The following is a 14,790-nucleotide window of genomic DNA, read 5'->3' on the forward strand; positions in this document are numbered from 1 at the left end:
GGCGGCGGCGTCACGGATCGATTTTCCATCGGCTGGAACCCTGCATGAACCGTCCCCGACGCACCCGCCGTGCCCTGCTTGTCACCCTGTGTCTGATCCCTGTCGTCGCCCTGGCCGCCTGGCAGATCCTGCCGCCGGGGCGTGAGCGCTTCGCCACCGTCACAGTCAGCCGTGGCGACATCGAAAGCAGCGTTACCGCCCTCGGCACCCTGCATCCGCGTCGTTACGTCGATGTCGGGGCCCAGGCGTCCGGGCAGATCCACAAGATCCACGTCGAAATCGGCGACCGGGTCAAGGAAGGCCAGTTGCTGGTGGAGATCGATCCGTCGACCCAGCAGGCCCGTCTCGATGCCGGGCGCTACTCGATTGAAAACCTCAAGGCGCAGTTGCAGGAACAACGTGCCCTGCACGATCTGGCCCGGCAGAAGTACCAGCGTCAGCAACGACTCAACGCCGGCGGCGCCACCCGCGGCGAGGACGTGCAGGCGGCCCGGGCCGAGCTGCGCACCACCCAGGCGCGGATCGACATGTTCCGCGCGCAGATTCTCCAGGCCCGGGCCAGCCTGCGCAGCGACGAAGCGGAACTGGGTTATACGCGCATCTATGCGCCCATGAGCGGCACCGTGGTCGCCCTCGACGCCCGCGAAGGCCAGACCCTCAACGCCCAGCAACAGACACCGCTGATCCTGCGGATCGCCAGGCTGTCGCCGATGACGGTCTGGGCGGAAGTCTCGGAGGCCGATATCGGCCAGGTCAAAGCCGGCATGCCCGCCTACTTCACCACCTTGAGCGGTGGTAGCCGGCGCTGGACCAGTACGGTCCGACAGATCCTTCCGGTGCCACCCAAGCCCCTGGAGGCCGGGAGCCAGAGCAGCAGTTCCAGCAGCAGTAGCAAGAGTGGTAGCGCGCGGGTGGTGCTGTACACCGTGCTGCTGGATGTCGACAACACCGACCAGGCGCTGATGGCGGATATGACCACCCAGGTGTTCTTCGTCGCTGGCCAGGCACGCGACGTCCTCACCGCGCCGATTGCCGCCCTGCAGGGCGACTCGCGGGCAACGCCGCAGACGGCCCGGGTGGTCGGCGGCAACGGTGATATCCAAGTGCGCCAGGTGCGCACCGGTATCAGCGACCGGCTGCGGGTACAGGTCCTCGACGGGCTGGCCGAGGGCGAACATCTGCTGATCGGTCCCGCGACCGGTAGTGGTGGTTGAATGCAAACACCGCTGATCGACCTGCAGGACATCCGCAAGGCCTATGGCGGCGGCGACAGCCCCGAGGTACAGGTGCTGCGCGGCATCGACCTGAGGATCCATGCCGGCGAGTTCGTCGCCATCGTCGGCGCCTCCGGCTCGGGCAAATCGACCCTGATGAACATCCTCGGCTGCCTCGACCGACCGAGCTCCGGACGCTACCTGTTCGCCGGTGAAAACGTCGCCGAACTCGACAGCGATGCCCTCGCCTGGCTGCGTCGCGAGGCCTTCGGCTTCGTGTTCCAGGGCTACCACCTGATCGCCTCCGGCTCGGCCCGGGAGAACGTCGAAATGCCGGCGATCTATGCCGGCACGCCGGCCGCCGAGCGCCAGGCCCGCGCCGCCGCCCTGCTCGAACGCCTGGGCCTGGCCAGCCGTAGCGGCAACCGCCCGCACCAGTTGTCCGGCGGCCAGCAACAGCGGGTGTCAATTGCCCGGGCACTGATGAACGGCGGCCATATCATTCTCGCCGACGAACCCACCGGCGCCCTCGACAGCCACAGCGGTGCCGAAGTCATGGCGCTGCTCGACGAACTGGCCAGCCAGGGCCATGTGATCATTCTCATCACCCATGACCGCGAAGTCGCCATCCGGGCCAAACGGCTCATCGAGATCCGCGACGGGCTGATCATCAGCGACAGCGCCCGCGACACCCCCGAACTCCAGTGCGGCAACGACCCGGTCGCCCTGCGGGCGATCGACCTGCGCCAACGCCTGAGTGACGGCAGCGCCTACCGCGGCGCCTGGAAAAGCGAATTACTGGACGCCGTGCAGGCGGCCTGGCGGGTGATGTGGATCAACCGCTTTCGCACCGCCCTGACCTTGCTCGGTATCGTCATCGGCGTCGCCTCGGTGGTGGTGATGCTCGCGGTCGGCGAAGGCAGCAAGCGCCAGGTGATCGCGCAGATGGGCGCCTTCGGCTCGAACATCATCTACCTGAGCGGCGCAGCGGCCGCGCCACGAGCGCCGCTGGGGATCATCAGTCTCGACGACGTGGCGGCGCTGGCGAACCTGCCCCAGGTGAAAATGATCATGCCGGTCAATGGCGCCGACGCCGTGGTGCGCTTCGGCAACCTCGACCACACCGCCTATGTCGGCGGCAACGACACGCAGTTTCCGGCGATCTTCAATTGGCCGGTGGTCGAGGGCAGCTACTTCACCCAGGCCGATGCCGATGCCGGCGCGGCGGTGGCGGTGATCGGCCACAAGGTCCGCGACAAACTGCTCAAGGAGCTGACCGACCCCATCGGCCAGTACATCCTGATCGAAAACGTGCCGTTCCAGGTGGTCGGCGTGCTCCAGGAAAAAGGTGCCACCTCCGGCGAAACCGACAGCGACGACCGCGTGGCGATCCCCTACTCGGCCGCCAGTGTCCGGTTGTTCGGCACGCACAATCCGGAGTACGTGGCCATTGCCACCAGCGACGGGCGCAATGTCCGCGACGCCGAAAAGGCCATCGACCAGGTGATGTTGCACATGCACGACGGACGTCGGGACTTTCGCCTGACCAACAACGCCGCGATGATCCAGGCCGAGGCGCGGACCCAGAACACCCTGTCGCTGATGCTCGGCTCGATTGCCGCCATCTCGCTACTGGTGGGCGGCATCGGCGTGATGAACATCATGCTCATGACCGTGCGCGAACGTACCCGGGAAATCGGTATCCGCATGGCCACCGGCGCCCGCCAGCGCGACATCCTGCGCCAGTTTCTCACCGAGGCGCTGATGCTCTCGGTGGTCGGCGGCCTGACCGGCGTGGCCCTGGCCCTGGCGGTCGGCGGTGTCCTGCTGCTGGCCAAGGTGGCCGTGGCGTTTTCCCTGGCAGCGGTGATCGGCGCCTTTGCCTGCGCGCTGGTCACCGGCGTCCTCTTCGGCTTCATGCCGGCCCGCAAAGCTGCCCGGCTCGACCCGGTCACAGCGCTTACCAGTGAATGATCGAAGCCATGAAGCCGTCACTTTCCCTGCTCACTGCCTGCCTGCTGCTCAATGCCTGCGGCGGGCCCGCGCCACGTTCGGATAACGTCGCGCCACTGCCAGCGCACTGGCAGTTCGCAACAAAAAGTCGCACGCAACAGACCAGCACCCTCTGGTGGCAGCGCTTCGGCAGCCCGGAGCTGGATCTGCTGATCGAGCAGGCCCGCGTCGACAGCCACGACCTGGCCGCCGCCCTTGCCCGGGTGCGCCAGGCCCAGGCCACGGCGCTGATCGCCGGGGCCCCGCTGCTGCCGCAAGTAACGCTGGGCCTGAATGCCAGCCGCAGCCAGTTGCTGAACAATCGCGACAATGCCGACAGTGACAACGACAGCAAAAGTTATGCTGCCAACCTCAACGCCAGCTACGAGGTGGACTTCTGGGGCGGCCTCGCCGCCGCCCGCGACAGCGCCGTGCAGAGCCTGCGGGCCAGCGAGTATGACCGGGCGACGGTGGAACTGACGCTGCTCGGCGGCGTTGCCGAGCAATATGCGCGGACCCTGTCCGCCCGCGAGCAGGAAGCCATCGCCGGCTTGAACCTGAGCAATGCCCGGCGGGTGCTGGAGTTAGTCCAGACGCGCTATGACGCGGGTTCGGCCACGGCGCTGGAGCTGGCCCAGCAAAAGAGCCTGGTGGCCAGCCAGGAACGACAATTGCCGCTGGTGCGCCAGCAGGCCGGGGAGTCGCTGATTACCCTGGCCGCGTTGCTGGGCAAGCCGGTCCAGAGTTTGCGGATCGGTGCCCAGCCGTTCAGCAGCCTGAGTTGGCCGTCGATCGATGCCGGCGTGCCGAGCGAACTGCTGCACCGACGTCCGGACATTGCCCGGGCCGAAGCGCAACTGGCGGCGGCGCAGGCGGATGTCGAGGTGGCGCGGGCCGCTTTGTTGCCGAAGCTGACCCTGGGCGCCGGCCTGGGCTCGGAATCCACCCGGGCCGCCGATGCCCTGCGCACGCCGTTCTACACGTTGAGTGCAGGCCTGCTCGCACCGGTCTTCAACAACGGCCGCCTGCGGGCCGAACGCGACCGGGCCACGGCGCGCCAGGAGGAGTTGCTGGAAAACTACCGGGGCGCGATCGTCAACGGTTTGGCCGATGTGGAAAAGGCCCTGAACAGCATCAGCGGCCTGGACCGGCAGCGGCGTTGGCAGGCTGAAGAGCTGAAGCAGGCGCAACGGGCCTTCGAGATTGCCCAGGGCCGATATCAGGCAGGCGCGGAGGATTTGCTCACGGTGCTGGAAACCCAGCGCACGCTGTATGCGGCCCAGGACCAGCATGTACAACTGCGCCTGTCGCGGGTGCTGGCCAGCATTGCGTTGTACAAGGCCCTCGGTGGCGACTGGCAGGCACCGTAAGAGCCGATACGGGCCGTCAAACTTGAAATACGGGCTTTTGTGGGAACGGTGCTTGCCCGCGAAGCTTTTAGCGGCCTCACGGGCCCCTTCGCGAGCAAGCTTCGCTCCCACAAGTTATCCCGCGCCGCCCAGCCCTCCCAGGACCTCCCCCCTCTAGAGCAATCGATCCTTGATCGACAGGTGCCGCGCATACCACGGCCGGCGCGGTACCCGGCGCAACAAACCGGCCAGGTCCTGCTCCGGCGTGAAGGTAATCCGCAGGGCCAGCTTCATGGTCTCCGGATCCATCTCCACCGTCTTTCCCAGGCTCAAGCCCGGCGTGGTGCTGCAACCGTGGGTGCTCGGCCCGAGCCAGGGATCGTCCACTTCCACCCAGCGCCCCGGGGCAAACCAGGGCACGCCGTTGACCTCCAGGCGCGCGACCTGCCCCGGATGAAAACGCTCGTGCGCCCGAAACCAGTCTTCCAGCCGATCATCGATCCAACCATGGAACATCCAGAACACCGGATTCACATGGGAGGAAAACGGGTCGCCAAGAAAGTCGTTCTGTGCCGTATACCAGCGCGCGGAAAAATCGGTGAACTCCCGCGCCATGGGCACCGGCGCACCATTGGACGGGTCACGCGCCACCGAGGCCCAGCGCATATGCAACCAGTCGTGCAGCCCCAATTCGACCTCGGAACCGAACTGGCCGAGGGTCAGCCGCGACAGGTAACGCGGGTCGCTGTAGCGCGATTCCCAGGCCTGGAAGTTGCCGTGCCAGGTCTCGGCACTCTTGATATCGCTGACCCATTGGCTGTACTCGTCGTCACCCTCGGCCAGCCAGGTCGGCGGCACGGCGCAGCCATCATGGTTATCGAAATAACGGGCAAAGCCCTGGCGATCACGTTCGAGCTCCGGCTGTGGCAGCGGAAACCCCAGCCAGGACGGCAAGGCCTGCATCGAGCGGGCCGTGCGCAGCATGTGCCGGTGCATGAAGAAAAAGTCGATACCCGAACCGTTGCGATCCTTGCGCGGCCCCCGGGCGTCGCGCTCCTTGTCCCGCGGACCGGGCTGCCAGCCGATACCGCGCAAACCGTTGCGCTTGTCTTCGGAGAGGCTGTGCCACTTGTCCCGGGAGGCATGCCAGAGCTGGTGGAACAGGCGGTGCTCGGGCGACACCAGCCAGGCCAGCAGGGGTGCGCCGAGAGCAATACGCTCGCGGGCCTCGGGAAAGACCTGCTTGACGGCGACAAACCGGTTGTCCAGTTGCGCCAAGGCCAGTGGCCGGTCCAGCCGCTCGACATGCCCACTCAAGGTGCCACTGCCGGCGTTGCCGAACGTGGCCCAGACTTCGTCCAGGACCAGGCTGAACTCATACAGCGGCATCTGCGCGCGGCCCTGGCTGAGGCGCCAGGACAACCGCGCGCCGGCGCTCTCGGCAAGGTCACCGAGCAGCCGCCAACGGGGTTCGCCATCAGCCCGTAACGCTTGCGCGGTGTCGATGAACCCGCGCAGGCCGCGACCACGCGGGGCGATATCGATAAACAGTTCCAGGCCATCGAGCGGCAGGCCGTCCAGGCCCGCGTCGCGCCCTTCGAAGCGCAGGCTCCAGACCCCGCGCAGGTTGTTGGCCAGGCGCTGGCCGGCGGTGTCGGGCAGATCGACCGTGGCCTCGCCCGGAGTGACGGGTTCCCTGTCCCGGGTCAGTTCGCGCTGCGCGTAATAAGCCGCGGGAACAGCCACGCCCGTGAGCGCCAGGCCCGCCATGAAGCCTCGTCGAGAAATCGTCATCGCCCTACCTGTGTCAGCCCTGAAGCAGGCTTTATCCAAGCTAGAACGTTGCATCAGCGGGGAAATTTAGCGGCTCGGGCGGCCCTAAATTGGAACGCGCGCCATCCGTTCTTCCCAGATAGCAAGATCGGCAAACCACAACGAGATGGCAATGATAAAACCGCGTTCGAAAAAGGCTCTCTACGTCGGCCTGCCGCTGGCCCTGGGACTCTGCGCCGCCGCAGCCTGGCTGAGCTGGGACCTGTGGCCCAACCCCGGTTATTCGCTGAAGATCATGAAGCAGGCCGACGAGCTTCAGGAACGGATCATCAGCTTCGACAGCCATATCAGCGTGCCCCTGACCTTCGGCACTGAAGGTCGTGAAGCCGACAAGGATGGTCCGGGCCAGTTCGACCTGGCCAAGGCCGCTCGCGGACGGCTTGCCGCCGCCGCGCTGACGGTGTTCGGCTGGCCGGAAATCTGGAACGGGCCGAACGCCCCGCACCACCCCACCGCCGGTTTTGTCGAGGAAGCGCGCAAACAGCAGGAGGTGCGCTACCAGATCATCAGCGGCCTGGTCCGCGACTTCCCCAACCGTGTCGGCATCGCCTACAGCCCCGACGATATGCGCCGCCTGCACGGCGAAGGCAAGTTCGCGGTGTTTATCAGCATGCTCAACGCCTATCCCCTCGGTCACGACCTCGATCGCCTGGACCTGTGGGCCGCGCGGGGCATGCGTATGTTCGGTTTCAGCTACGTGGGCAACAACGACTGGGCCGACTCCTCACGCCCGCTGCCGTTCCTCAACGACACCCCGGACGCCCTCGATGGCCTCTCCGCGATCGGCCAGCAGGCGGTGCGGCGCCTCAACGACCTGGGGGTGATCATCGATGTCTCGCAGATGTCGAGCAAGGCCCTGGAGCAGGTCAGCCAACTGAGCCGGGCGCCGATGGTCGCCTCGCACTCGGCGCCCCGTGCCCTGGTGGATATCCCGCGCAACCTCAGCGACAAGGAAATGCAACTGATCAGGAACAGCGGCGGCGTGGTGCAGATCGTGGCCTTTCCCGCCTACCTGCGGCCCTTGAGCCAGCGCACCCAGGACAAGCTCAACAGCCTGCGCAAGCGTTTCGACCTGCCGCCCCTGCCCAACCTGGCCATGGCCCTGATGCCCGGCGACCCGATCATCAGCATCTGGCCGGAACAACGCTTCGGCGAGTACGCCAGCGCCCTCTACGCGATTCTCGACGAAGAGCCCAAGGCCAACCTCAAGGACTTCGGTAACGCCATCGACTATGCGGTGAAGAAGATCGGCATCGAGCATGTCGGCATCAGTTCCGACTTCAACGACGGCGGCGGCATCGACGGTTTCAAGGATGTCAGCGAGGCGCGCAACGTCACCGCCGAACTGCTCGAACGCGGCTACTCCGAAGCCGATATCGCCAAGCTCTGGGGCGGCAACTTCCTGCGGGTCTGGGACCAGGTGCGCAAAGCCGCCCGCCCCGGCACCGCGCCACCCACCGCCACACTCTCGCGCCAGTGAATTGCCCATGACCGATCGCAGAACCTTTCTCAAGCAGGCCGGCGTACTCGCTGCCGGCCTGCCCCTGGGCGCCAGCCTGAATGCGTTGGCCGCCGGCCCGGTCACGACTCCCGCCACGCTCGCGAACCCCGTGCTGTCCACGGACAAGTGGGCCAGGTTGCGCCAGCTGTTCGACCAGGACCCCGGCTACCTGCACTTTTCCAACTTCCTGGTGACCTCCCACCCCAAGCCCGTGCGCGAGGCCATCGAACTGCACCGCGCCGCCATCGACCGCAATCCGGGCCTGGCCATGGACTGGGACCTGCAGGAAACCTGGAAACGCGAGGCCCAGGTCCGCCTGGCCGCCGGGCGCTACCTCAAGGCCGAGCCCGGACAGATTGCCCTGACCGGCAGCACCACCGAGGGCCTGGCGATGATCTACGGCGGCATTCATGTGCGCCCCGACCAGGAAATCCTCAGCACCGAACACGAACACTATTCAACCCGCAATATCTTGCGCCTGCGCAGCGAGCGCGAAGGCACCCGGGTGCGCAAGATCAGCCTGTTCAAGGACCCGGCACTGGTTTCGGTCGACGAGGTGATCGGCAATATCGACCGGGCGATCAGACCGGAAACCCGGGTGCTCGGCATGACCTGGGTGCAATCGGGCAGCGGGGTGAAACTGCCGATCGGACAGATCGGCCAGTTGGTCGCGGAGCATAACCGCGCGCGCGACGACAAGGAGCGGATCCTCTACGTGGTCGACGGCGTGCACGGTTTCGGCGTGGAAAACCTCGATTTCCCGGACATGCACTGCGACTTCTTTATCGCCGGCACCCACAAGTGGATGTTCGGCCCACGTGGCACCGGCATCGTCTGTGCCCGCTCAGAACAGCTCAGGGACGTCACGCCGCTGCTGCCGACCTTCTCCGAGGACACTGACTTCGCCACCTCCATGAGCCCCGGCGGCTACCACGCCTTCGAACATCGCTGGGCGCTGGACAAAGCTTTCGAGCTGCATCTGCAGTTGGGCAAGGCCGAGGTCCAGGCGCGCATCCGTGCCCTCAACAGCGATCTCAAGCAACGCCTGCAAGCCGATTCGCGGATCGAGCTGGTCACCCCCATGAGCCCCGAACTGTCCGCCGGCTTCAGCTTCTTCCGGGTCAAGGGCCAGGACAGCGACAAGGTCGCCGCCTACCTGATGCAGAACAAGGTAGTGGTCGATGCGGTGGATCGCGATGTCGGCCCGCTCGTACGGACGGCGCCGGGCCTGCTCAACAACGAGGCCGAGATCGAGCGTTTCATGGCGCTGCTGGGTCGGCGACTGTAGCGACAGCTTTTCCATTTTGCGTTTTCTCTCAGTGAGCATTTCGATGAAAGCAGATCTGTTCCATCTTCGACCCGGCACCTTGCTCGACAAGGGTGCCGCGCTTGTATACAAGATTTTTTTCGCCCAGCGGATCAGCCCCACGCACCGTACCGCAGGAGCAGGGCTGGTCGGGACGCCGCAGCGCCGCGAAGAGCCCCTTGAAACCGCCGGAAGCCTCGCGGGCAAGCTCTGCTCCTACAGGTTGGCGTTGGCCTTATGTGTCGCATTGCCAGGCGCCGCCCTGGCCGCCACCGCGCCGCTGCCGGGCAAGGTGTTCAAGGACTGCAAGGATTGCCCGGAAATGGTCGTGCTGCCCGCCGGCACCTTCACCATGGGCACCCCCGAGGACGAAGTCGGCCGCGAGGCGGATGAAGGCCCGATGCATCCGGTGACCTTCGAGAAGGCCTTCGCCGTCAGCCGCTTCCAGGTGCTCAGCGGCGAGTGGAATGCCTATATCCGTGACACCGGCTACAAGATGCCGGATGGCGATACCCGTCCCGGTCGCGAATGCCTGGCCGGCCAGCCGCGCTACCCCCAGGGCGAGCGGCAACCGGCGGTGTGCATGGACGCCCACGAAGCCCAGGCCTTTGCCGACTGGCTGTCGAAAAAGACCGGGAGGAAATACCACCTGCTCAGCGAGTCGCAACGCGAATACGCGGTGCGCGGCGGCAGCAGCGGTTCGTTCCCCTTCCCGTTCGACAAGGACAAGGGCTACAGCATCGCCGAGCACGCCAACACCTATGGTCCGGCCGACGGCTTCAGCTACACCTCGCCGGGCGGCAGCTTCCCGGCGAACGCCTATGGCGTGTATGACGGCCACGGCAACGTCTACGAATGGACCGCGGATTGCTACGTCGACAGCTATGTCGGCGCGCCCGCCGACGGCAGTCCGCGCCTGGACAGCCAGGAGTGCGAAGAGCGCCGGGTGATTCGCGGCAATGACTGGACCGAAGCGCCGGTGTTCTCGCGCTCGGGCAATCGCAACGAACGCAGTGCCATCACCCGTGGCGACTGGCTGGGCTTTCGCGTCGCCCGCGAACTCTGAAAGCCCCCGTGCCCCCCTGTAGGAGCGCAGCGCCCTAAATCCTGGCCCGATCGACTCGTCTACAGAGTTCAAGGCGCCTTCGGGGCGCCCGCTTCCACAGCCCCTTCACGAGTAGCCCCCATGCCCCTCCCCGCCCCAAGTCTCGCCCGGGAAACCTTCAGGATCCTCAAACCATTCTGGCTGCTGGTCGTGCTTTCGGCCGTATCGGGGATCGTCAGCGGCCTCAGCGTCACCGGCCTGCTGGCCACCGTCAACAACGCCATGAATGCCGCCACCGGGCCCGATCGCCATACGGCCCTGCTGTTCGCCGGCCTGTGCCTGCTGACCCTGGCCTGTTCCACCGGGTCCAACCTGCTGACCAACTACGTCGGCCAACAGGTAGTCGCGCGCCTGCGCCGCGAACTGGCCGCCCAGGTGCTGGTGGCGCCCATCGAGCAACTCGAACGCTATCGCGCCCACCGGCTGATTCCGGTGCTGCTCGGCGACGTCAGCACCCTGAGCACCTTCGCCCTGTCGGTGGCACCGATGGTGATCGCCTTTACCGTGACCCTTGGCTGCCTGTCCTACCTGGCCCTGCTCTCCTGGCAGATCCTGCTGCTGACCGTGCTCACCGTGCTCATCGGCTCCGGCGCGCAATGGCTGGCCCATCGCTACGGCATGCGCAGCATCCTTGCCGCCCGCGACGGCGAAGACGAATTGCAGAAGCACTACCAGGCGATCTCGGCCGGGGCCAAGGAGCTGCGGATCCAGCGCAAGCGGCGCCAGTACATGCACGATGAACAGATCCACGGCACCACCGAGCGGATCTGCCGGGCCAATATCCGTGCGGCGAATATCTTCGTCAGCGCGGAAACCTTCGGCTCGATGCTGTTTTTCGCCGTAATCGGTATCGCCATCACCTTCCAGGCACTCTGGCCCGGCAGCGAGCGCACCGTGTTGGGCGGCTTCGTGCTGGTCATGCTGTATATGAAAGGCCCGCTGGAACGCCTGATCAACACCCTGCCGATCATCAGCCGCGCACAAATCGCCTTGCGCCGGATCGCCGAACTGTCCTGGCAGTTCTCCTCGCCGGAACCGCACCTGCTGATCGAGGACCGCCAGGCCGCCGCGGCGCCGCTGCACAGCATCGAACTGCACCAACTGCGTTATGACTACCCGCAGGTCGAAGGCAGCCAGGCCTTTCACCTCGGGCCGCTGAACCTGACCATCAAGCAAGGCGAGATACTCTTTATCGTCGGCGAGAACGGCTGCGGCAAGACCACCCTGATCAAGCTGCTGCTCGGGCTGTACCGCCCACAACAGGGCGAGGTGCGCCTCAACGGCCAGGCGGTGACTGCCGAGGGCCTGGATGATTACCGGCAGTTGTTCACCACCATCTTTGCCGACTACTACCTGTTCGACGAAGTGCTCCAGGGCGACGACCTGCTGCCTGCGGAATCGCTCAAGTACCTGGAACGCCTGGACATCGCCCACAAGGTCAGCATCCGTGACGGGCGCTTCACCACCACCGACCTGTCCACCGGCCAGCGCAAGCGCCTGGCGCTGATCAATGCCTGGCTCGACCAGCGTCCGGTGCTGGTGTTCGACGAATGGGCCGCCGACCAGGACCCGGCCTTCCGCCGGGTGTTCTACACCGAGCTGCTGCCCGAACTGCGCCAGCAGGGCAAGACAATCATCGTGATTTCCCACGACGACCGCTACTTCCCGGTGGCCGACCAGTTGGTGCGGATGCACGCCGGGCAGATCAAGGTCGAGCGCCGCGAGGCACAGCAGGCTTTCGCCGAGAACGCCTTCTCGTAACACCCTCGTCCCGTGCGGGAGCCGGCTTGCCGGCGATTGCCCTTCAAGCCTGACATCGCCCTCAAGGCCGCCGTCGCCAGCAGGCTGGCCCCCACAGAAAGCCCCTCCTTGGCGCTTTTTTTCCACTTTTCTTTTCCGTCTTTGTCGATCCCGTACGTCTTCATTTCAAATGCAAAAAATTCTCACTCGCTTTTCCAGCAGTTTATAGACAAGAGCAGACACAATGCCAAAACAACACCGCCTCACACCCTTGAGCAAAGCGTTGCTGGTTCGCCAGTTGTTCTGCTCGCCACCGTCGCTGGCCGTCATGGGGATGGCGCTGGCACTGCCCCTGGCCGCGCAGGTCCAGGCTCAGGAGTTCGAATTCAACATCGGCGCCCAGCCATTGGGCGCCGCCCTGCGGGAGCTCGGGCGCCAGGGCAATATCCAGATTCTCTACAATCCAGAGCGGGTCCAGGGTTTGCGCGGTGCGCCGGTCAAGGGCCTGTTCACTCCAGGCCAGGCCGCCAGCGAGTTGCTCAAAGACACTGGTGTCGACTACAACCTGCAGGGCGACACCCTGACCCTGAGCGACACTGCCGCCGCCAAGGGCTCGGGCCTGACCCTGGCCGCCACCAACGTCAGTGGCCAGGCCCTGGGCAGCAACACCGACGGCACCGGTTCCTACACCAGCGGCGCGGTGACCATCGGCAAGACCGCCCAGACCCTGCGCGAAACCCCACAGTCGGTCACAGTGGTGACTCGCCAGCAGATGGACGACAAGAACCTCACCGCCCTCGACCAGGTGATGGACCAGGCCACCGGCATTACCCTGCAGACGCGTAACTTCGGCGACAACCAGTACAACTCCCGGGGTTTCGAGTTGGGTGCCGACGCCTATATGGTCGACGGCGTGCCCGGCCTGAGCTACAGCCCTACTGGCTGGATGACACCTGACACCGCAGTGTATGACCGCGTGGAAATCCTTCGTGGCGCCGCCGGTATGCTGGTGGGCAATGGTAATCCGGGCGGTGCGGTCAACCTGGTGCGCAAGCGCCCGACGGCCGATCCCCACTACTCGATCACCACCCGCATCGGCTCGGATGACTTCTATCGCGTGGACCTGGACGGCACCAGCCGCCTGAACGACAGCGGCACCTTGCGTGGCCGCATAGTCACCGCCTATGAAACGCGCGATTACTTCGTCGACTACGCCAGCAGCCGCAAGCCGGTGTTCTACGGCATTGTCGAAGCCGACCTGGATGATGCCACCACCCTGGCCGTGGGCCTGCGCAACCAGACCAGCAGGACCAACGGTTACTCGGTCTTCGGCCTGCCTCGCTACAGTGACGGCAAGCCCCTGGGCGTATCACGCTCGACCTCGTTGGCACAGAACTGGGCCTATCACGACACCCAACAGACTGAACTCTTCGCGGATCTGGAACATCGTTTCAACGATGACTGGAAGAGCAAGACCTCGATCACCCGCACCGAGGGTGGATTCAGCCAGCAGATTGCGAACAGTCGTGGCTCAGTCGATCCGCTGACCCTGGCCGGACCAACGCGCTACCAGGTGCTGTTCCGTGAAGACGTGGTCGAGAACATCGGCCTGGACAGCAATATTTCCGGCAACTTCAATGCCTTTGGCCTGGAGCACAGCGTACTGCTCGGCGCCAACTGGTCGAACCAGGAGCGCCACAGCAAGACCTTCGATAAGAACGTAACGGCTCCGATCAATGTGTTCGACCCTGATCCTGATCTCATCGACAAACCGGCGTTCACCGGCTGGACCGGCATCAATGACGACAATGCCCGGCGCTACGGCGTGTATGCCAATACTCGCTTGCACCTCTCGGAACCGCTGAGCCTGGTGTTGGGTGGGCGTCTGAGCTGGTATGAGTATGAAACCAAGAACATGCTCAATGGCATCAGGGCCGCCAACCGGCAGGACCATGAGTTCACGCCCTTTGCCGGTCTCATCTACGATTTCAACCCGCAGTGGTCGTGGTACGCCAGCTACGCCGAAATCTTCGAACCACAGAGCGATTTGCGCACTCAATCCGGCACCCTGCTGGAGCCGGCCATTGGCAGCAACTATGAAACCGGGATCAAGGGTGAGCTGTATGACGGTCGTCTGAACGTCTCGGCGGCGCTGTTCTACATCAAACAGAAAAACGTGGCCTTGGCGAATCCGGACGAGAACGTCGTATGCCCCCTCAATGCCGACCAATATTGCTACACCAACGGCGATATCCAACGCAGCAAGGGGTTTGAACTGGAAGCCAGCGGGGAAGTGCTGACGGGCTGGCAAGTGGCGGCCGGCTACACCTTCGATATCACCAGCAAAAGCAGTGGCGGTCCGACCGACTACCAGACACCCAAGCATCTGCTGCGCGCCTCTACCACCTACAACCTGCCTGGCGACTGGAATCGTCTGACCGTAGGCGGTGGTGTTTCGGCACAGAGCGGTTATTCCACTGATACTCTCGGGGCCCCCGAGTCCAACGGCGGACGTGCCGTCTGGGATGCGCTGGCGTCATACAAGGTCGACAAGAACTGGAAAGTCGGCCTGGATGTGAAAAACGTCTTCAACAGGGCCTACTACAAATCAATCGGTGAACTGGGTCGTGGCAACTACTATGGTGATCCACGCACCTATATGCTGACTGTCCGCGCGGACTTCTGATCCTGGAAGCGGCCTGGCGGGGCAACCCGCCAGGCATGTGTGTATAAAAAAGCCTAGGGGCAAC

9 protein-coding genes are annotated in these 14,790 nt (G+C 64.9%); 8 read left to right on the forward strand and 1 reads right to left on the reverse strand.

All coding sequences use genetic code 11. From position 1 onward, the window contains the following. Window positions 1–44: 44 nt before the first annotated feature. From M5B96_RS10365 to M5B96_RS10375, 3 genes are read left to right on the forward strand one after another with little or no spacing between them, the layout of a single operon-like run. Complete coding sequence (locus M5B96_RS10365) at window positions 45–1,214, forward strand: efflux RND transporter periplasmic adaptor subunit (protein WP_248796596.1); 1,170 nt, start codon at window positions 45–47, stop codon at window positions 1,212–1,214. Beyond that, window positions 1,215–3,188, forward strand: a complete 1,974-nt coding sequence (locus M5B96_RS10370; protein ID WP_248796602.1) for a MacB family efflux pump subunit — start codon at window positions 1,215–1,217, stop codon at window positions 3,186–3,188. An 8-nt stretch (window positions 3,189–3,196) separates the two neighbouring features. Then, window positions 3,197–4,576, forward strand: coding sequence for an efflux transporter outer membrane subunit (locus tag M5B96_RS10375; protein WP_248796604.1), 1,380 nt, complete (start codon window positions 3,197–3,199; stop codon window positions 4,574–4,576). A gap of 153 nt (window positions 4,577–4,729) precedes the next feature. On the opposite strand, the gene M5B96_RS10380 is transcribed toward M5B96_RS10375, so the two are convergent. Next, window positions 4,730–6,349, reverse strand: coding sequence for a PvdJ/PvdD/PvdP-like protein (locus M5B96_RS10380; protein ID WP_248796606.1), 1,620 nt, complete (start codon window positions 6,347–6,349; stop codon window positions 4,730–4,732). Window positions 6,350–6,500: 151 nt separating this feature from the next. On the opposite strand from M5B96_RS10380, the gene pvdM reads away from it, so the two are divergent. The 5 genes from pvdM (at window position 6,501) to M5B96_RS10405 (ending at window position 14,726) form a co-directional block, all read left to right on the forward strand. Next, window positions 6,501–7,868 (forward strand): pyoverdine-tailoring dipeptidase-like protein PvdM, encoded by a 1,368-nt coding sequence (gene pvdM / locus M5B96_RS10385; protein WP_248796608.1) that lies wholly within the window; start codon window positions 6,501–6,503, stop codon window positions 7,866–7,868. Window positions 7,869–7,875: 7 nt separating this feature from the next. Continuing rightward, entirely contained in the window at window positions 7,876–9,177 is a 1,302-nt protein-coding gene (locus M5B96_RS10390; RefSeq protein ID WP_248796610.1) for an aminotransferase class V-fold PLP-dependent enzyme, read from the forward strand. Window positions 9,178–9,220: 43 nt separating this feature from the next. After that, a complete protein-coding gene (locus M5B96_RS10395) occupies window positions 9,221–10,261 on the forward strand; it encodes a formylglycine-generating enzyme family protein (protein ID WP_248796621.1) in 1,041 nt (346 codons plus the stop codon). Window positions 10,262–10,381: 120 nt separating this feature from the next. Beyond that, window positions 10,382–12,061: a cyclic peptide export ABC transporter gene (locus M5B96_RS10400; RefSeq protein WP_248796624.1), complete on the forward strand. Its 1,680-nt coding sequence runs from the start codon at window positions 10,382–10,384 to the stop codon at window positions 12,059–12,061. 307 nt (window positions 12,062–12,368) lie between these two features. Beyond that, window positions 12,369–14,726, forward strand: coding sequence for a TonB-dependent siderophore receptor (locus tag M5B96_RS10405; RefSeq protein ID WP_412548599.1), 2,358 nt, complete (start codon window positions 12,369–12,371; stop codon window positions 14,724–14,726). The last annotated feature ends 64 nt before the right edge of the window (window positions 14,727–14,790 follow it).

Source organism: Pseudomonas sp. MWU13-2105 (assembly GCF_023242315.1).
In the GTDB taxonomy this organism is placed as follows: domain Bacteria; phylum Pseudomonadota; class Gammaproteobacteria; order Pseudomonadales; family Pseudomonadaceae; genus Aquipseudomonas.